The 18,086-nt window shown below is 43.2% G+C and carries 18 protein-coding genes; 7 read left to right on the forward strand and 11 right to left on the reverse strand.

Features of this window, described 5'->3' with window-relative positions:
- Positions 1-106: 106 nt before the first annotated feature.
- From R7Q38_RS02965 to R7Q38_RS02975, 3 genes are all read right to left on the reverse strand, one after another.
- Positions 107-1,471, reverse strand: coding sequence for a YjiH family protein (locus R7Q38_RS02965; protein ID WP_017635848.1), 1,365 nt, complete (start codon positions 1,469-1,471; stop codon positions 107-109).
- 455 nt (positions 1,472-1,926) lie between these two features.
- Positions 1,927-2,598 carry a YoaK family protein gene (locus R7Q38_RS02970; protein ID WP_054574422.1) on the reverse strand — a complete coding sequence of 224 codons (672 nt, stop codon included), beginning with the start codon at positions 2,596-2,598 and terminating at the stop codon, positions 1,927-1,929.
- Positions 2,599-2,751: 153 nt separating this feature from the next.
- Entirely contained in the window at positions 2,752-3,153 is a 402-nt protein-coding gene (locus tag R7Q38_RS02975; RefSeq protein WP_017635849.1) for a GFA family protein, read from the reverse strand.
- 200 nt (positions 3,154-3,353) lie between these two features.
- On the opposite strand from R7Q38_RS02975, the gene R7Q38_RS02980 reads away from it, so the two are divergent.
- Positions 3,354-3,983 (forward strand): hypothetical protein, encoded by a 630-nt coding sequence (locus R7Q38_RS02980; RefSeq protein WP_054865857.1) that lies wholly within the window; start codon positions 3,354-3,356, stop codon positions 3,981-3,983.
- 124 nt (positions 3,984-4,107) lie between these two features.
- Positions 4,108-5,391, forward strand: a complete 1,284-nt coding sequence (locus R7Q38_RS02985) for a peptidoglycan DD-metalloendopeptidase family protein (RefSeq protein ID WP_025768471.1) — start codon at positions 4,108-4,110, stop codon at positions 5,389-5,391.
- Positions 5,392-5,497: 106 nt separating this feature from the next.
- On the opposite strand, the gene R7Q38_RS02990 is transcribed toward R7Q38_RS02985, so the two are convergent.
- Positions 5,498-7,318: a putative bifunctional diguanylate cyclase/phosphodiesterase gene (locus R7Q38_RS02990; protein WP_005375494.1), complete on the reverse strand. Its 1,821-nt coding sequence runs from the start codon at positions 7,316-7,318 to the stop codon at positions 5,498-5,500.
- Positions 7,319-7,501: 183 nt separating this feature from the next.
- On the reverse strand, positions 7,502-8,389 hold the full coding sequence (locus tag R7Q38_RS02995; protein ID WP_025768470.1) for a LysR family transcriptional regulator: 888 nt from the start codon (positions 8,387-8,389) through the stop codon (positions 7,502-7,504).
- A 105-nt stretch (positions 8,390-8,494) separates the two neighbouring features.
- Between R7Q38_RS02995 and R7Q38_RS03000 the strand changes: the two genes are divergently transcribed.
- From R7Q38_RS03000 to R7Q38_RS03010, 3 genes are all read left to right on the forward strand, one after another.
- A complete protein-coding gene (locus tag R7Q38_RS03000; RefSeq protein ID WP_239938829.1) occupies positions 8,495-9,688 on the forward strand; it encodes a multidrug effflux MFS transporter in 1,194 nt (397 codons plus the stop codon).
- Between the two features lie 176 nt (positions 9,689-9,864).
- Positions 9,865-10,212 (forward strand): hypothetical protein, encoded by a 348-nt coding sequence (locus R7Q38_RS03005; RefSeq protein WP_005375501.1) that lies wholly within the window; start codon positions 9,865-9,867, stop codon positions 10,210-10,212.
- Positions 10,213-10,345: 133 nt separating this feature from the next.
- Positions 10,346-10,480 carry a hypothetical protein gene (locus R7Q38_RS03010; RefSeq protein WP_017635854.1) on the forward strand — a complete coding sequence of 45 codons (135 nt, stop codon included), beginning with the start codon at positions 10,346-10,348 and terminating at the stop codon, positions 10,478-10,480.
- 127 nt (positions 10,481-10,607) lie between these two features.
- Here R7Q38_RS03010 and R7Q38_RS03015 read toward each other — a convergent pair whose 3' ends face one another.
- From R7Q38_RS03015 to R7Q38_RS03025, 3 genes are all read right to left on the reverse strand, one after another.
- Complete coding sequence (locus tag R7Q38_RS03015) at positions 10,608-11,222, reverse strand: glutaredoxin domain-containing protein (protein ID WP_005385185.1); 615 nt, start codon at positions 11,220-11,222, stop codon at positions 10,608-10,610.
- Between the two features lie 43 nt (positions 11,223-11,265).
- Positions 11,266-12,123, reverse strand: a complete 858-nt coding sequence (locus R7Q38_RS03020; RefSeq protein WP_005375542.1) for a DMT family transporter — start codon at positions 12,121-12,123, stop codon at positions 11,266-11,268.
- Positions 12,124-12,587: 464 nt separating this feature from the next.
- A complete protein-coding gene (locus R7Q38_RS03025) occupies positions 12,588-13,559 on the reverse strand; it encodes a porin (protein WP_213867820.1) in 972 nt (323 codons plus the stop codon).
- Positions 13,560-14,168: 609 nt separating this feature from the next.
- On the opposite strand from R7Q38_RS03025, the gene R7Q38_RS03030 reads away from it, so the two are divergent.
- Together R7Q38_RS03030 and R7Q38_RS03035 are read left to right on the forward strand one after the other, a co-directional pair.
- Positions 14,169-15,227, forward strand: a complete 1,059-nt coding sequence (locus tag R7Q38_RS03030) for a porin (RefSeq protein ID WP_042521502.1) — start codon at positions 14,169-14,171, stop codon at positions 15,225-15,227.
- Between the two features lie 220 nt (positions 15,228-15,447).
- Complete coding sequence (locus R7Q38_RS03035; protein WP_017635857.1) at positions 15,448-16,062, forward strand: fumarylacetoacetate hydrolase family protein; 615 nt, start codon at positions 15,448-15,450, stop codon at positions 16,060-16,062.
- Here R7Q38_RS03035 and R7Q38_RS03040 read toward each other — a convergent pair.
- The 3 genes from R7Q38_RS03040 to R7Q38_RS03050 all read right to left on the reverse strand — a co-directional run bounded on the left by R7Q38_RS03040 (position 16,059) and on the right by R7Q38_RS03050 (position 17,987).
- The gene (locus R7Q38_RS03040; protein WP_005385193.1) at positions 16,059-16,370 is read right to left on the reverse strand and encodes an AzlD domain-containing protein; all 312 of its coding nucleotides are present in this window, start codon (positions 16,368-16,370) and stop codon (positions 16,059-16,061) included. The genes R7Q38_RS03035 and R7Q38_RS03040 overlap by 4 nt on opposite strands.
- Positions 16,370-17,080 carry an AzlC family ABC transporter permease gene (locus tag R7Q38_RS03045; protein ID WP_025768466.1) on the reverse strand — a complete coding sequence of 237 codons (711 nt, stop codon included), beginning with the start codon at positions 17,078-17,080 and terminating at the stop codon, positions 16,370-16,372. Before R7Q38_RS03045 ends, R7Q38_RS03040 begins: the two co-directional genes overlap by 1 nt.
- A 79-nt stretch (positions 17,081-17,159) precedes the next feature.
- A complete protein-coding gene (locus R7Q38_RS03050; protein ID WP_005385198.1) occupies positions 17,160-17,987 on the reverse strand; it encodes an AraC family transcriptional regulator in 828 nt (275 codons plus the stop codon).
- Positions 17,988-18,086 lie beyond the last annotated feature (99 nt).

An 18,086-nucleotide genomic window follows, 5' to 3' on the forward strand; every position in this document is an offset into this window, starting at 1 on the left:
GTCTTTGTAAATTATGAGCTTTTTACTAAAAGCCTAATGTGGACGGAGTTTTAGGTATAAAAAAGGCCCCGACGATGCGGAGCCTTTGTTAATTGACGTCTCGATTTTAGAAAATAAGATGAGCAACGCCAGCAATCACAGGTAATGTGATTAACGTACGTAAAATGAAAATTACGAAGAGCTCTACAATGTTTACTGGAATTTTGCTGCCTAACAGTAGGGCACCTACTTCCGACATGTAGATAAGCTGAGTTACTGACATTGCTGCAATAACAAAACGTGTCATTTCGTTATCGATTGAGGCCGCTAAAATTGCTGGAATAAACATATCTGCAAAGCCAACAACGATTGTCTGTGATGCTGCAACAGCTTCAGGGACTTGCAGTAGCTCTAGGTATGGGATAAACGGTTGACCCAGAATTGCAAATACAGGCGTGTATTCTGCAATCACCAATGCGACGGTACCAAGACCCATAACTACAGGTAGTACGCCAAATACCATGTCGACTGCGTTGTGTACGCCTTCTTTAAATACAGACTGAACCGATGTGACTTGACCAGCACGCTTAAGAGCTAGATCCATACCCCAAGAGAATGTGGTGTGGCCTTCTGGCACTGCATCTGCGTCTTTATCTGGGTTGCTGCCGTCAATGTAGCGATCTTTCTTCAGACTAAGCGGAGGCAGGCGAGGAATGATAATCGCAGCTACGATACCAGCTAGACAGATAGCGCCGTAGAAAGGCAAAAATAAGTGCTCTAGTTTTACCTGAGCGATAACAACTAAGCTAAACGTGATCGATACTGCTGAGAAAGTGGTCCCGACAACAGCCGCTTCACGCTGAGTATAAAACTTATTTTCGTATTGCTTGCTGGTTAGCAAGATACCAACACTTCCGTCGCCTAACCAAGATGCCATACAGTCAATTGCACTGCGGCCAGGTAGGTTGAATACCGGACGCATTATTTTACTGAGTAACGCACCAAATAGCTCCAGAAGACCGAAGTTCAAAAGAAGCGGAAGCAGTAAACCCGCGAAAATGAAAACGGCAAACAGAGTAGGTAGAAGACCAGTAAGAACAAGCCCGCCAGTGTTCTCTTCCCAAATTGCTTTTGGACCCACTTGGAAGAACGTCATTAACACGGCAGCGCCGCCGATTAAACGAACAACGAGCCAAAGTGGAGATGGGTTGAAGAGACCGTTTAAAAAGCCATTACGTAAAATTGCAGCTGGCTTAAAAATTTTGCAAAGAACAGAAGCAACGGCCATGAAAGCGATGATACTGGTGACGATAGCAATCAAGGTATCGCCTAACACCGCTGGGATGACTTTTGCCATCACGGCAACGGGAATGGTTAGGCCGCCATCGTAAGAGATCGGAGCCATAAAGAGTAGAAGACCAATTAGGGAAGGGATGAAAAACATCCAAAAGTTGCCCTTAGGAGCTTCAGTAGCATTAGTGGTGTTATGCATAGTTGTCTCGTGTTACTACTAGTCAATACTTGCCATTTCCATGACATAAATATTCACTAAACATCCGTATTTAATCACAGTTTTGCGGAGGGTACCCGCAAACTGCATCCATTGCAATACTATTCATTAAATACATCTAGTTATTCAGCCGATTTGTCGGGTAATTGGTCAAATAACGTCTAAGTGTATGCGAATATGTTGCTTGTGTTAGAAAATTGTAGCACGAGAGGCGAATTGCGCAGTGAATTATGGGGCGCATTGTGACTGGAATAATAAAATGGTAAACAAATGTGATTTTGATCTAACTAACTTCTTGGCCAGAAATTCAGTTAGCCTTATCTATTCTAAGGTTTTTAGTGGTGTCAAAATACCGTTCAGCGTTTCTTGTACCGTTGCAGTGTGAACCTATTGAGCCAAATCCGATTGAAGCATGTCGCTTCAATCGGATCGAAATTTTATGCTTTTTGTTGACGGCTAAGTATGTATAGGTAACTCCAGTAAATCAGAGCTGTAGAAAAAGCCAATATTGCTGGGAAAACCAGCGTATATAAACCATATACCATAAATAGAGCCGCTCCCGCGACGCCGCCAAACAAAAAGCCAAAGAAAATGAATAGGAATAATTTTGCTTTACGTCGGTCAAATTGACGACCTCTCAAGCTCTCTCCAATCATAATCCCTAGATCGGTGATGATTCCGGTCATATGTGTGGTTCTGACTACTGCGCCGCTAAACGTGGTGATCATGGCGTTTTGTAATCCACATGCTGCTGATGCTAGATATTGGCCGTACAAATCCCCTTGCACCAAAAAGCCCAAGCTGAGTAAGAGCAAGCTCCCTTCTATGCACAGTGCAACACCATATCTTCGCCCTAGTTTTAACGCACTGCTTTCAATAAAAAAGCCGCTAAAGGCAGCGCCAATCAAAAAGCTAAATACGATGAAGAGCAGGTGAATGGAGCTATCCACACCTGTTAGCAAGCTGTTCCCTAGCTGAGTTACGGTTCCCGAAAGATGAGTTATCGCTTGGTGTTGAAAGCCGAGAAGACCAACGGCGTTGACGCAGCCCGCGAGAAGAGCTAGTAGAAACGCGCCATATTCCACCCAACGAGGAAGTCTGGAAATCACAATAAACCCCCACCAAATATTAGGAGCCGATTATAACGCTCACACCGAGTTACGAAACCCTTTACAGTAAAACTCGATTGATCATTCTCAAAAAAATCTCACTTATAGGGCGGTTGTCCGAGCCAAAGTAAATACGTGAACGCGGATTGCTCGCTAGCAGATGTGTTCCGTTGTGCATTCGAAACTCACCCACCCGTGTTTCATTTGTTCATAGACTGAAACGGTAGGTTGGTGGAACTCTTTATCGGTAAATAGACCGACGGGAATGATCATGATTTCTGGGTATGCAGAAACGAACAACCTCATTGTCGTGCCGCAGGATGGACAAAAGTCATACTGAACCTCACTGCCATCATCGCCAATTCGGGTATAGCTAGTGACTTCACCGTTTAAAGTGACGTGCTCTTTTTCAAAGCGAGCTTGTACCCCAAAAACACTGCCAGTTCGTTTTTGGCATTCGAAGCAATGGCAGACAGACGTGTGGGTGGGCTCTCCCTTACAACGGATCTCAACTAAACCGCAGGCGCACTCGCATGTATGAATGGTTTTTGTCATCGTGATTACCTATTTGTCCCAATACACCAATAGACCTAGAGCACAGAGCTTGTGTCACTAGCTCGTTATGAGCTCTGGACTTGAAACTATTTGGATACAATCAGTTTAGTTTAATTTTGAAACACTTGAAGAGGTGAAATCATTTGGGTATACAATGGTATACTCGCTTTTCGTTTATACCTTGAAACAAGGAAGTCTTCATGACTCACAAAAAAATCCTGCCGATACCACTTATTCTACTTATTCCAATCGTTTTATTGGTTGTGGTTGTGATCGCAGGTGTTTATCGTTTTAGTTTGTCTGATGACGAGATCATGGCTAAGTTTCCTCAAACAGAAGTAGAAACTAACGTTATTGTGCAAGAGACGCTTGGGATCACTGCACGTAACCCTTGGACGATCCAAGTACCCGAGCAGGGTGCGGTCACTTTTCTTGATGAGTGGGATAAAGAAAACGGCTATTTGATCGGTGACTATGATTCAGGTACGACAAAAGGTCAGGTACTTGTTCCAACTGCGTCGATTAGCCAGCGTGAGATTGAAGGTGTTTCATGGGTTGTTGCACCGATGATTGTAACGACACAAGGTAGCGGTTCGTTTAACTATGTTGGCTTGTTCAAGTTTGACCCCGTGCCGAGCCGAGTTGTCCTTTTAGACAGTATTTTTGTTGGTGACCGCGTGAAATTTACTCAGCTCGAATGGAAAAGTGATACAACTATCACGCTTTCATATTTAGCGCACGGTGATGATCAAGCAATGGCAGACACGCCAAATCAATTCAATTCATCCACATTACAGCGTGTAGGGAATAACTTACATATGCAACAGTGATGAATTTTTTTTGAGTTCTGTAAAAATTCAGTATTTTCTGCGCTAGATCTCGAAATTTCCTAGTGATTTCTTATTCGGGAATGCATAAGCTATGAGCCTTGTTTGAAAGGAGATAGTAATTCCCGTGTCTACAAATGAAATTACAAGACGGTTGCCGAATCTGACAAGTCGTAGAGCGCTGCTGTTATACTCCTTGCCAGTTTTAGTTGCGATTGGTGTTTCTCACTCTCTCAAAGAGTCATCTTTAACCAAAACCATCGCATTGAACCTACCTGAATCTCAGGTCGTTGAAAAAATTCTTGATGCGACAACTGCCGAAGTTGTCACTCCCCCGAACTTCGAATATCAAATCCAAGCAGGTGACAACCTAAGCACTATTTTTAGTCAGCTCGGTTTCGGTTACAGCTCGTTAATGAAAGTAATGGAAACGGATTTGAACTACTTGGCACTTGATACACTTAAGCCGGGCAATACGCTCCGTTTCTGGCGTGATGATGCGACAGGCGAGTTAGCGAAAATGGAACTGCAATTTTCTATTGCAGATAAAGTGGTCTACAAGCTGAATAGTGATGGTAGCTATGACTTTACTGATATTTCCATTCCTGGCGTGTGGAGCCAAGAACCTTTAGTTGGCGTTATTCAAGGCAGTTTTTCTTCTTCTGCGAGTCGTTTAGGTTTAACGTCGGCGGAAGTGAGTCAAGTCGTAAGCTTACTCAAAGAACAACTTAACTTTGGACGTGATCTTCGTGCAGGTGATCGATTTGAAGTTGTTCGTCGCTCACAAAGCATCAATGGTGTACCAACAGGTAAGAACGAAATTGAGGCGATTAAGATTTATAATCGCGGCCGCGAGATCACCGCTTACCTTCATACTGATGGTCAATTCTACAATGCCAAAGGTGAAAGCTTACAGCGCGCATTCCAGCGTTACCCTGTAAGTAGCCGTTGGCGTATCAGTTCTGGCTTTAATCCTAATCGTTTACATCCAGTAACGGGGCGTGTTGCGCCGCACAACGGCACTGACTTTGCTGTACCAACCGGTACACCAGTCGTTTCTACTGGTGATGGTACAGTGATCATGACTCGTAAACACCCTTATGCGGGTAACTACGTGGTTGTTGAGCACGGCAGCAAATACAAAACCCGTTACTTACACCTAAGTAAGATTTTGGTGAAGAAAGGGCAAAAGGTTTCTCGAGGCCAGCGTATCGGTCTTTCTGGTAAAACAGGTCGAGTGACTGGGCCACACCTTCACTATGAGTTGATTGAATACGGCCGTCCAGTTAACGCTATGCGAGCAAATATCCCAATGGCGAGTTCTGTTCCTAAGAAAGAGATGGCTACTTTTGTCGCGAACAGAGATGAAATGGATAGACTATTACGCGATAAAGAGAAAGCAGTGCTGTAATAAAGTACTTCGCTTAAAAAACAAAAAGAGACTAAGCATAGCTTGGTCTCTTTTACTTTGTGCATTAACTAGATTTGAATTCTATGACAGCAGTCTGTTCAGTACGTTAGGCACTCCGCACTTCACGTTCATTTATCAGGTGTACGATCTCTTCAACACTGTGTGGACGAGAGTAAAAATAACCTTGGATGTAGTGGCAGCCCATTTCAATTAACTTTTGTAGTGCTCTATCGTCTTCTACGCCTTCGGCAATCAAATCCACATCAAGCAGCTCTGCCAATTGCGCTATCAAAAACACTACTTGTTCAGAGGTTGTATTTGAGAGCATGTTCTGCACAAAGGTAGCATCGATTTTGATGCTATCAATCGGATAATTGTGTATATAGTTCAAGCTTGAGTATCCCGTACCAAAATCATCCAGTGCGACTTTAAAACCCAAGTATCGCAACGAGTTAAGTACCATCTGTTCACGGCCACTTTGTGAGAGTAAGACGGTCTCGGTGAGCTCTATAACAAAGTCTTTTGCTTCGTGCTGATACTTTTCAACCATGTTGGTTAAGTGATTAATATAACGGTTGGAATCAACCAGCTCATACGCTGAGCAATTGATGGAGAGTTTGACTTTATAGCCTAGGTTCGCTTCGAGTTCTTGCTTTGCGATACACGCGAGTTCAATAATCCGTTCACCTAACTCGATAATCAGGCCTGATTGTTCGGCAGCTTCAATGAACTCCGCTGGAGAGATATTTCCATAGATATTGCTATTCCAACGAGTCAAAATTTCAAAGTAATTCCAGCGGTCGCTCGTGATATCGACGATCGGTTGAACCACTACATACAACTCATCGCTGTCTTGTATATCAGTACTTAGTTGGATTCGCATTGCCTCAATAAGCTGCGTCCTACGGTGGTATAACGCACTAAGGTGTGTGTCGTAATGCTGAATCCGTGTATCGCGGTGTTTTTTACAATCTTTGAGAGCGAGACTGGCATTCAAAATCAGCTCATCGCTGTTCAACATATGTACTGGGGCACGCGCAATACCAATACTAACGGTGAAAGAAATCCGGTTAGATTTGTCGCTGTAGCCACTTTCAATTTTGTCGAGTACTTCCTGACACACGGCGACAGGATCTTCGTCGTACGTGATGAAGGCGAATTCATCTCCTGCGACACGGAACGCATTGTTTGGCGACGACAAACTCTGTTGAATGGCGTTAGCTGTGAACTTAATGATTTGGTCGCCGATATAGTTTCCGTTGATATCATTGATCGATTTGAAATTATCGATATCAAGATACGCCAAACTGAATGGGCGAGTCGCCTGCTGCGTTAATGTCTCCAAGGTATCAGCTAAACAGCTACGGTTGAGCAGTCCAGTTAGGTTATCATGCGATACCTCATAGCTAAGCTGATTAAGAAGCTTATCTGAACGTTCACTGACCCACTTTTCACGTAAGCTATGAATAATGACATTGGCATAAAATCGGTGGAAGTCGAGGATATCTTGCGCTTCTTTCGCGTGGATGCTTCGGGTAAAGGTAGACAGTAAAATTCCCAGAACTTCGCCATTTTGTGTCTTCAATGGCAGGCCAATGTATGCTTGAATGCCATCTTCTTGAAACATCTGATCTTCAGGAAAACGCTTGTATACCTGGTCTTGATAGAAAATATGTTCGCCAATGTCTTTCGCCACTTTTTCACAGGGGGTGCCTGAAAGGTGGTAGCTTAGGTTGTCTGTAATTTTTCCATTGCTGGCGAAGGAAATGGTATGAGCCGAATGCTGAAGATGCGCAACTTCTACAACGCAAGTGCAATGGCTCTGCAAGTGTTGATGAATATCTAGCGTGACTCGGTTTAGCTGAGCCGTGCCGTTTAGCTTCAATATCTCATCAATTTTGTGGAAACTGATTTGTACCTGACCCATTGAGCATTTCACCTAGCGTTGTTATTAACATATCGTGTAAGACACGACGAATTATTATTTGATATGCATCAAATAAACTATCGGTTACTAAGGCAGATTTTTCAAATTTTGTGAACGAACAAATCATTATTTTCATGTTTTTATGCTTGAACCTTTTAAAGCTATAGCGATAAAAACGCTAAGCTAGGCGCGCTTCTCCTCTTCCAATCGTGATTTGAGATAATCGAGGAACAGCTTAGTTCGGGTATGCTGATAATCCAGCTTTGGATAGTAGGCATATACAGTGGCTTTATCCGCTGTGATATCGGGCAGGATAGGGACTAACGCGCCGGATTTGAGATCATCTTTGATCATGACGTTGTTCGTCATCAAAATACCCATGCCTCTTTTGGCACCATGAAATAGCGCTTCTGGGTTGGTCGTGGCAAAGTTACCGGACAAGCTGATACGTTTGCCTCGATTTGTTTTGATTTCTCGTGAGGGTTTTTCTCCCCAAATCAGGACATTATGCTCTGTCAGATCCTCAACGCATTGTGGTGTGCCATATTTCTTTAGGTAACTAGGCGCGGCGTAAAACTGGGCTTTATGTTCGAAAAGTGCAGTAGCTTTGAAACTTAGAGAGTTCAGTTGCTCTAATTCCCGGCTAATAAACAGGTCTAAGCTTAGCTCTGGCAATTGGCCTGGTAGCGTTGTTGTTAATTGAAGTGTGATGTCTGGATATTTATCAAGAAAATCATCAAGATAATGAACTAGAAACTTGGAACCAACGGCCAGCGTTGCCCCAATTTTTAATAGCCCCGCTGGTGATTGGTTGACTGAGCGAGTTTCATCTAATACCGATTGCCATGAATCAAGCTGACTTTTTGCTCGTTGATAAAACAGCGCACCAGCTTCAGTTTGGCTAATTGAGCGGGTCGTACGTTTGAGTAGTTGAACGCCAATTTTATCTTCTAGCCATTGAACTCGCTTACTGATAGCTGAGCTGGTGGTATTGAGTTTCCGCGCTGCGGCATTAAAGCTACCTTCTTCGACCACACGAATATAACTCTTCACGCTTTGAATCCAGTCCATTGTATCTCCTTGGGAATTAATTCCTTTCCAACTTAGCTGATTATCATCTTTGAGTATCAAATATACACTGTTTGCCATCAATCTGTCACAAAGTAGGAGGAACGTTTGCGTAAAACACCATTGTTATTAGCGATGATGATCATTGCCACAGGCCAAGTTGGCGTCAGTATTTATCTTCCTTCTTTGCCATTGATTGGTCATGACTTGAATTTGCCGCAACATTCGATTCAGAATCTCGTCACGCTATTTCTCGTTGGCTTCGGTATCTCTCAGCTTTTTTACGGCCCATTGTCTGATGCGATTGGTCGTCGGCCGGTCTTTATTCTGGGGCAAAGTGTATATCTAGTTGGTACGGTTATTTGCATCGCGTTTTCGGACAACATTGTTGCCCTTGAAGCGGGACGGTTACTGCAAGGCCTAGGAGCGGGCAGCGCTTCGGTACTTGGTCGGTCAGTACTGCGTGATAGTTATGACGGTATGCAATTAACCAAAGCGCTATCTTATATTTCAGTCACTGCTTCAGCGATGCCAATTATTGCTCCGCTGTTTGGTGGCTGGATTGCTTTTCACCTGAGTTGGCATGCTGTCTTCGTGTTTGTGCTGATTTACTTAATGGCAATTTTTACACTTGGTTTATTGGTGCTGCCAGAAACGCTGCCTTATCCGAAGAGAAAATTTAAAGTAGGCGAAGTAAGCGCGAACTATTTGCGTCTGTTAACGAATACACAAGTGATTGGTAGTGCGAGCTACAACTGGCTTAGTTATTTATCGGCTCTGGTTACGCTCTCCTTGTATCCATTTTTAATGCAACAAGAGTTAGGATTAACGGCGGCAGATTACGGCTCGTTGATGATCATACCGTCAGTTGGTTTGCTGACGGGTAGCTTAGTGCTGAATTTGATCAATGCTCGTTACAAAGCTCAGCAAATCTTGCTGATGAGTTTCGCGATTGCTGCTATTGCTGGCTTCATGTTGTTGGTTACACCCTTCAGTGTATTTTCATTACTAGTGGCATTCACGTGTTTAAGTTTTGCTCAAGGAATGTCATTCCCGGTATCGATCAGTTTGCTACTTTCACCACATAAGCAACAGGCAGGCGCGGTTTCTGCGCTATCTGGTTCTATTCAAATGTGTTTAGCAGGTTTGTTTGGTGGGTACTTAGTAGACTCATGGGTTACGAATCAGCAGCAGCTTGGGGTGTTTTATTTGTTTATTGCGTTACTTTCTTGCTTTGTTCTTGTACTAAGCCAATTTCGTAAAGTGCCAGAAGGGACGGTTCAAGCAGAAACTTCCATCTGAATATACTTGCAACCAGAAGGTCGGCTTTCTAAAATGCGCAGCTAAATTAAGTCTGGCTTGTTGTGTATACTGAATGACTTGGTTTGAAAGGAAGAGGGCAAACCTTGATACTTCTCTCAAGCTTGGAATACATTTCTGCCCAATGGCTATCCGATCTCTAATCGTTAGGTGAAAGAATGCAACAAAACGAATTTGAAACACTGGTAAAAGAAATTACTCAGCAAGAAAGCATGCCAAAGGCACTTGAAATCTTGAAGGCGTGTGAGGAAGAAGAAGTTGCACAAGCGGCGCAATCCCTAACGGGTCAGTTTGGCCTTGCAGAAGTTGATGGTGAGAAACGTATTTACCATATTACCACTCAAGAAGATGAGTCCGGAGAAGAGCAAGAATACGTAGAGCACGTCATGAATGAAGGCGATCACTTGATCAAGTTTGCTGCGTGGTTCTTTGAAACATTCTTTGAAATCAAACAGAAAGATACGTACGTCGCAGCGGGTAAAACATACCAACAACCTAAGCGATAGACGCTCATTTCAAGAAATCCACGAAAATCAAACTGAAAGTTAATTACAAAATAAATGTGACTGGAGTCTTGTTTTTATCTAATTGTGGTGTAAAATTACAACATAGTTAAGTCAATACATTCAGGAGAAGGTCATGGGTAACGAACTTGGTGGTGCTTATATTGGCCAGATGATTGCAAAAGACGCGATGCACAAAGCGCTTTACGGTAAAGCGAAGAAGAAAAAAGCTTCTGTTTTTGCTCGTGTTATTAAAAAACTGGCGAAATAATTTAAAAAGCCCTGATTGAAAAATCAGGGCTTTTTGCTTTTCTCTGTTTTGTTGTTAGTAAGTAGCCAACATATTGCACAACATTGGCAAAACGCTACTCAAAGACTGATGACATTTAAATCTAGAATTACGCGGATTGGCTTGGTATCTCCACAACATTGTTAGGCACTTTATCTAGCCCCTTTGCTGATAACCACTTTTCTAAATCGTCAGCGCCTCCAATATATTTTCCATCTAACCAGATTTGCGGCACTGTTACCGGTGTTTTTTCGCCAATGATGGCTTTTACTTCAGGAATCATGCGGTATAAGGCGGCGCTGTCTTTAACTACATCATGGTACTCATACTGAACGCCAGCCTCGTCAAGTAATTGTTTGGCTTTGACACAGTAAGGGCAAGTTGCTTTACCATAAACAATGTTGCCTTTTAGCTCATCGCGTTTTACCCACTCAGCAATAACAGACTGTACAAGCACACCCCGATTCAATGCTTCTCCTTGGCTGATAACTTTCCCTTCGACAAGAAGAATGGGTGCATGCCAAGCACCAGCTTTTAATGGTTCCCACCAGTGCGATAACCAATCTTTTACTTCAAGTTCAACGGGCACATCGGCTAGTTCGTTTTCAAAAGTATCCTTTAAAATATCTTTGGTTAATGTACATTCACCACAAGGAATATTGACTTTGAATGGGCCCCAACTACCAGCCCAGCGATACAGTGTAATTTTGATTGGTTGACTCATATGGGTTCCTCATTTCCTTTCCTGAAAATATAGAACTTTTAAATTAGATTTTTCTTTCAACTAACTTTGTCTTTTTCGCTTCCCAATGCGTAATAAACGCAATAGATGCAATAATAATCGCAGCACCTAACCATAAACGACCAGGTGGCACCCAACCAAACACCAACCAACCAGCAACAACATTCAAAGGCAGTTTGGCGTGATCAAATGGTTGCACAAATGAGGCGTCTGCTACTGCATATGCTTTAACGATAGCCCATTGAGCGAGTGCTGTAAGTGCACCTGCGGCTAAAAGCACACCCCATATCGTCCACGTATCTGGCATAGTAAACGTCGGTATCGCTAACAAGATATTAAATGGTGTTATCAGCAGCAATAAATAGACAACCATGGTTGATGGCGGATCGTTTACCGACATTTTTTTTACCATTAATGAATACGCTGCCCAGAAAAATGCGGCGCCAACAGGGAGCAGGGTCGCCCATGTAAATGAGTCTGCCCAAGGCTCAAGAATGATCATGGCACCAACAAACCCCGTCAATGTCGCTAACCAGCGTGCAGTACCTACTTTCTCTTTGAGTAACAAGCCAGAACCAACTGTGGCAAATAACGGGGAGGTCATGAGAAGTGCAATACCTTGCCAAATTGGAACTGGGTAAGCGAGAGCCCATAACCAAAGTTGAATCCCGATAACAGAGAGAAAAATGCGGAATGCATGCCAGCCAAAGTGTTGGGTTCTTAAAGAACGTCTAATCCCAAGTGTACGTAGGTAGGGCAGAATAACAAATAAGGCGATTGCATATTGGAATAACGCAAATGTGGTGGAGGAGACACCAAAGTTGATGCTAGCAATTTGGGCGAAGCTGTTCACTATGGCGAATGCCAAGCCAGCTGTTAGCATCCAGGACGCACCTTGAACAGGATGATGATTCAATTGAAAAATTCCAGTTTGATAGAGGTGGCGGGATCATACGTCCTATTGTTTTTCGCGCCAATAAAAAAATGCCTCCCAGAGGGAGGCGACATTACCAATTCAAAGGACGTGCCTGTTATAACAGGTACAAAGAACGAGAAGCACAAACGCTGCCATGCATTTGCATAAATAATATTGCAGAACACGTGCCAACTTTTATATATTTGATTTTAAATGGTTTTTTGGTTTTTCTATGTTGTCGATTAGATGAAATGCACTAACTTAGTGATCAATCGCATTAAAAGAGGGCAGAAGTAGGCGTCGTTACGCTCGTTTTTCATTGCTGAGCGATGCTTGGATAGTGTGAAAACTTATCGAGTTGTGTTGGGTTACATAAAAAATGGCCAGCAAAGGTGCTGGCCAAGTGGACTCGCTCTTAGGACAAGAGTGAATTAGAAATCGTAACGTACGCCTAGGCGCAGTGTATCTTCGCCTTCTGTTACTAGACCTGTTGTTGCATCTTTTGCTTCATCAAGTTGGTTGATGTAGTAAGACAGGTAAGTACGGAAGTTGCTGTTTAGTTTGTAGTAACCAACAAGCTCGATACCTTCAACTGTGTCGTACTTTGAACCGTTGTCTGGATCATTCTCTTGAGCTGTGTATAGAGCTGCAAGTGTCACTTTGCTTGCTACTTTGTAGCTTGCGACTAGCTCGTAAGCCGTAAAGTCTTCAGAGTCAGTCAGGGAACCTTGAGAATAAGTACCTGCTAGGTAAAGGTTGTCCATCGAGTAAGCGATACCACCTAGAATTTGATCTTCAGAGTTATCTTTATCTACATCGCCACCAGAGTATGCAAGACCAAAGTCGAGGCCCATTGGTAGTGAGTACATTCCAGAGATGCCGTATTTATCTTCGTTATCGCTAGAGTTTGCTTGGTAGGTTGCTTGAAGTTGTAGTGCATCAAACGCACCACGGTATGCGAAAACGCTGTCTTGCTTATCAGAAGACGAATCAATAACTTGCTGAACACCAGAGAATTCTGTGATATCCGTCATGTCAGAGATGATGACTGCAGCCATGTCTTGACGACCTACAGAGAAAGCACCGATATCAGAGTCGACGCCTGCATACATGTAGCGGTTTTTGAATTCACTCTTGCCCGTTTTTTGTTCGGCTTCGTAAACACCGAAAGCAGAAAGGCCGTTGCCGATGTTTGTTTTACCTTTTAGGTTAAGACGAGCACGGCTTTTATCTTCCATGGAACCTTCAACTTCAGCACCGTCTGAACCGATGAAGTCACCACGAAACTCAACGCGGCCGCCAACTTTTAATTCAGTACCGTCGTTTTTGTATACAGTTGCTGCGAATGATGGTGCTGATACCAATGCTGTAAGAATTGCAGTAGTTAGTGCTGCCTTTTTCATTTTCTTATTACCCTAGTTGTAATCGATGGGCTTTCTTGCCCGATGTGTTGATGACGCTAAGGTAAAGGCTGAAAATGAAAGATAGATTTCTGTTAAGTTATGATTTGATTGCACTTTTATTGCTGGCGAGAATAAGTGCCCCTTCTCATACCACTTATAAAAAGAAAGGTTTATCTTTTTTGAGGTTTTTTCCTCTCCGTTGAAGACTGTGTTTTTTTCAAAAAGTTCCTGAATTGTTTCTTGACCCTAAATGTAAGTAAACATTTCAATTTGGCAGGGAAGTTTGGCCTAAAAATAGCGAATCATCAGCTATTTGTGAGCTAACTCTCTCTAAAGCATTTCTTATTGTAAGGTTTTTATTTCTCGATTTCTTGAAGGCTAAGTAAACGATTGCTTTTTAGGTTTTGTCTGAGATCTTTTCACTCGGTTGTCAGGAACTAATCAAATAAAGTGTCGGCAGTTGTTACACAAAGGTAAAACTAATCTGGTGGAAACGATGCCTCGGATAGCCTTTGTATTCCTCTCTTTGTTCATCATTTCGTTTTTACGAAAGTGAACCAAAGCCGGGTCTAAAACTGACTAACCAACTAATAAGTAATGGATTTAGAAATGAATAAAAAATTATTAGCAGCGGCAATCGCGGCAGCAACCTTCGGTACTCAAGCAGTTGCAGTGGAACTATATAATAACGATGGCACAACATTTTCGATGGGCGGCCACGTTTCTGTTAATTTAAATGGATCAGAGCAAGGTGACACGGATGTGGGTACTAACTCTCCTCGTATCAATATCTCTGCGACACAGGATTTGGGTAATGGCTTCACCGCAGACGCACGTGGTGAATGGGCGCTAAACTACTTAGACGGTGGTGAAGAGTCGTTTAAAACTCGTCTAGGTTACTTAGGTATAACGCATGAGGTTTATGGTCGTGCAGTAGGTGGTACGCAATGGTCACCTTACTACGATGTCGCAGGTATTGCAGATATGCCAATCGCGTTTGCCAACGACTTCATCTATGACGATCATGGAAACCTTGGCACTGGCCGTGCGGATAAAATGCTTTCTTACCGTAATGCCATCGAGCTGGGTGAAGCGGGTGTGATCAACTTTGGTCTTGGTTGGCAGGGTGCAAACGATGATTACACGCGCAACGATGCTGGAGTTATAACTGGCGGTGCTAAATACGATGACCGTGTGCAAGCTGCGCTTTCTTACTCAATCATGGGCGCTAAAATCGGTTACTCTTACAATGGCGGCGATTTCCAGCACCCTGCATATGCAGGTAAGCACACGGCGGAATCACACGTTGTATCAGCATCTTACGGTGCGTACGGCCAAGGCCTATTCCTTGCTGCGGTTTATGGTTCAAACGAAAACATGAACTTCAGTGCAAAAGGCGACCGTTTAGAAGAAAGTGATGCATACGAAGCGATCATCGCATACGCTCTAGCAAACAGCCTAAACTTGAGTGTTAACTATGAGATGGTGGAAGGTAAAGAGTTTAAGAGCTCTAAAACAGAAACTGCTCGTGAAGAAATGGCACTACAAGCAGAATACAACTTCACGCCTAAATTTGTTGGTTACGCGGGTTACCAGTTTGACCTAAATGACGACAATGGTCGTGAAACTGATGACAAATGGGCGTTAGGTGCTCGTTACTACCTATAATAGGATTTAGCGAGAACTATTATTCAGCTCATTGATCTAAAGCCAGCCTCGTGCTGGCTTTTTTGTCTATTTGTTTTACAAATACTTTGCTGTTTCAATTAGATGATACAAAACTCAAAACGGGGTGAATGTCTTATTTTTTACACTAGAGGTTGCTATTTAGTGTCGTTAAGTCAATAGGTTAGATTATGATGGGATTTTTGTTTTGCAGGGAAGAATGATGAGTGTTATTCAAGTTGAAGAAAAGAAAGTAGAAGTGGGTAAAGTGCTTTGTGTTGGACGAAATTACGTTGAACATATTCATGAGCTTAATAATGCAATGCCTGAGCAAATGGTGGTATTTAATAAACCCGCAACTTCCGTATCAACAACTCTGCGTTCATTCCATCAAGAGCCCCTTCATTATGAGGCTGAAATCTGCTTTTTGATCAAGGATGGACGTTATTCAGCGGTTGGTTTGGGATTGGATCTGACCAAGCGTGGTTTGCAATCCTCGCTTAAAAATCAGGGGTTGCCGTGGGAGCGTGCTAAGGCATTTGATGGCTCTGCTGTGTTTAGTCGGTTTGTCTCTTTGGATAACATTGATATCAACGATCTTAACCTTGAGCTCTTAATTAACTGTGTTCGTGTACAAAAAGGTCACGTTAACCAAATGCTCTACCCGCCGCTAACTATCCTGGATGAATTAACCAGTTACACAACACTTCAAGATGGCGATGTAGTGATGACTGGTACACCAAAGGGCGTTGGTGAGGTACATGAAGGTGACATCTTCCTTGGTCGATTAAAGTGTGGCGATGTCACCTTGTTGGAGATTGAGTGGTTGGCGGATTAAAGCCAAATTCGTAGAACGAGAAATACCACCATACTGATAACCGTCGTTAAAAGAACATTTTTAGTAAAATACGCGATTAAAGCAGCCAGTACGGCAGCCAGTAAAAATGGGTTTTGCACATTGACGCTGAGCTCCCCATCGGGAATGAAAACGATAGGTGCCCAGATCGCAGTCAGTACTGCTGGGCTAGCGTAATTGAGTACTTTTTGAGTGCGCGTCCCTAATCGCAATGGTAGCTTGGGTTCTAAAAACAAGTAGCGGCTGGTGAAAACAAGTACCGTCATCAGTAAAATAGCCAACATGATCATTAGCGTTTCTCCTTTACTTGTTCCACAAAGTAACCAGTAAGCATGGCTAAAATGCTTGAAATCATCAAACTTCCCTCAATTTGATAATAGGTTAGGGCAACCGAGCTCACCAAAGCCACAAGAACACTCGCGAGCACCGCTGCATTTTTAATAGTCGGAACTACAATTGCGATAAAAGTTGCGGCCACAGCAAATTCCAAACCCATTTCGTTCAGTTCAGGGATTAGACTTCCCGCAATAATGCCCGTCAATGTCGCGACATTCCAAAACAGGTAAAAACTCAGACCAGCCCCAAGTGCATACCAGCGATTAAATTGTTTATCGGAATGGTGGCCTACAATCGCAAACAGCTCGTCAGTAAGTAAGAAGCCGAGTGATAATCGCCATTTTAGAGGGAGCGGTGAAATTTTACTGCGCATCGATACACTGTAGAGGAAGTGTCGAGAGGTGATAAAAAACGTTGTCAGTAACATGGTCACTAGACCTGCTCCCGTTTTAATCATTCCCATCGCGACGAGCTGTGCAGAACCTGCGAACAAAATGGCGGATAGTGCTTGTCCTTCCAAAGGGTGAAGCCCAGTATCAATTGCGAATGAGCCTGCGAGTAAGCCCCAAGGGAGCACTGCGATACTCAGAGGCATCATCGCAAGTGTACCTTGCCAAAATAGCGTGGCTTTTGATTCTTTTTTTAACGGCAAAGTGTGGTCCATAGTTTCTTCTTATTTATTCCTAAATCAGATTACCAAGATAGCTCGGTAGTCGCATAACGCCTTGTACAATATTGCTGCTTTAGCTGTGACGGACGTATTGGCCGGGAGTGACGCCCATGGCTTTTTTAAAGTGTCGATGCAGATGGCTTTGATCATGGAAGCCGCATTCTTGTGCCACGTCTGAAATTTTTTGTCCCATTTTTAGTAGCTTCTTCGCCATACGTAAACGTTGCTGAATTTGATAGGCATGAGGCGGAAAGCCAAATTGCTTTTGAAACTCTCTCAACAGATGAAAAGGGCTTAATCCAGACAGTTTCGCGAGTTCTTCTAGTGAGACGTCCGTTTGTGGAAAGTCTTCCAAAAATTCTCTGACTAGCTGCACTTGTCGCTGAGCTCTGGTTGACTCTTTCAGTGGTGCCCGATGAGTGCTGTGTTTACTGGCTAGCTTGATCAACGTGCCGTAAACCAAAGTTTCTCTCAATAAACGGTTGTCTGATTTTTCTAGTGTTTCAAATACCAGTCGTAACTGACTAGCCAGCTCAGGATCGTAAACCACAGGTTGAGGGAAATAGGGCAGAGCTACATTTGGTGAGCCAAGCTCTTGTCCTAAAGTTTGAAACTGCTGAGGTACGGGGTACATTGCTTTGTATTCCCAGCCGCCTTCCGAGGCTGAATGCCCGTTGTGTACTTCATCTGCATTAACAAGGATGATGCTGTCCTGTGGCGCGATATGATTCCCGCCCGTCCTAAAAAATTGTTGTGCCCCTTTTTCGATGACACCAATAGTGTAACCTTCGTGGCTATGGCGTGAAAAATTCTGCTTCTCATACTTTGCATCGAGAAGTTCTAAACCGCCGAGCTCTTGAGCTATCTTGAAGGTAGCGATTTCCTTATTCTTTTCTTTCATCTTTATCCGGTCTGCTCAAGAAAATCATTTTAGAAGTGTAACGGATCCATCGTGCTTATTTTTGTACAAAATTGCTATTCGATTTTGATAAACAGGCGA

The sequence above is a fragment of the Vibrio sp. Vb0598 genome (assembly GCF_033338935.1).
GTDB lineage: Bacteria > Pseudomonadota > Gammaproteobacteria > Enterobacterales > Vibrionaceae > Vibrio > Vibrio alginolyticus.

Bases quoted from the DNA above. Each gene is read 5' to 3' on its own strand.
- R7Q38_RS03050 (WP_005385198.1), bottom strand. From the start codon at position 17,987: ATGAAAGAAAAGAATAAGGAAATCGCTACCTTCAAGATAGCTCAAGAG.
- R7Q38_RS03040 (WP_005385193.1), bottom strand. From the start codon at position 16,370: ATGATCATGTTGGCTATTTTACTGATGACGGTACTTGTTTTCACCAGC.
- R7Q38_RS02990 (WP_005375494.1), bottom strand. From the start codon at position 7,318: ATGGGTCAGGTACAAATCAGTTTCCACAAAATTGATGAGATATTGAAG.
- R7Q38_RS03025 (WP_213867820.1), bottom strand. From the start codon at position 13,559: ATGAAAAAGGCAGCACTAACTACTGCAATTCTTACAGCATTGGTATCA.
- R7Q38_RS03015 (WP_005385185.1), bottom strand. From the start codon at position 11,222: ATGAGTCAACCAATCAAAATTACACTGTATCGCTGGGCTGGTAGTTGG.
- R7Q38_RS03005 (WP_005375501.1), top strand. From the start codon at position 9,865: ATGCAACAAAACGAATTTGAAACACTGGTAAAAGAAATTACTCAGCAA.
- R7Q38_RS02980 (WP_054865857.1), top strand. From the start codon at position 3,354: ATGACTCACAAAAAAATCCTGCCGATACCACTTATTCTACTTATTCCA.
- R7Q38_RS02975 (WP_017635849.1), bottom strand. From the start codon at position 3,153: ATGACAAAAACCATTCATACATGCGAGTGCGCCTGCGGTTTAGTTGAG.
- R7Q38_RS03030 (WP_042521502.1), top strand. From the start codon at position 14,169: ATGAATAAAAAATTATTAGCAGCGGCAATCGCGGCAGCAACCTTCGGT.
- R7Q38_RS02995 (WP_025768470.1), bottom strand. From the start codon at position 8,389: ATGGACTGGATTCAAAGCGTGAAGAGTTATATTCGTGTGGTCGAAGAA.
- R7Q38_RS02965 (WP_017635848.1), bottom strand. From the start codon at position 1,471: ATGCATAACACCACTAATGCTACTGAAGCTCCTAAGGGCAACTTTTGG.
- R7Q38_RS03035 (WP_017635857.1), top strand. From the start codon at position 15,448: ATGAGTGTTATTCAAGTTGAAGAAAAGAAAGTAGAAGTGGGTAAAGTG.
- R7Q38_RS03020 (WP_005375542.1), bottom strand. From the start codon at position 12,123: ATGCTAACAGCTGGCTTGGCATTCGCCATAGTGAACAGCTTCGCCCAA.
- R7Q38_RS03045 (WP_025768466.1), bottom strand. From the start codon at position 17,080: ATGGACCACACTTTGCCGTTAAAAAAAGAATCAAAAGCCACGCTATTT.
- R7Q38_RS03010 (WP_017635854.1), top strand. From the start codon at position 10,346: ATGGGTAACGAACTTGGTGGTGCTTATATTGGCCAGATGATTGCAAAA.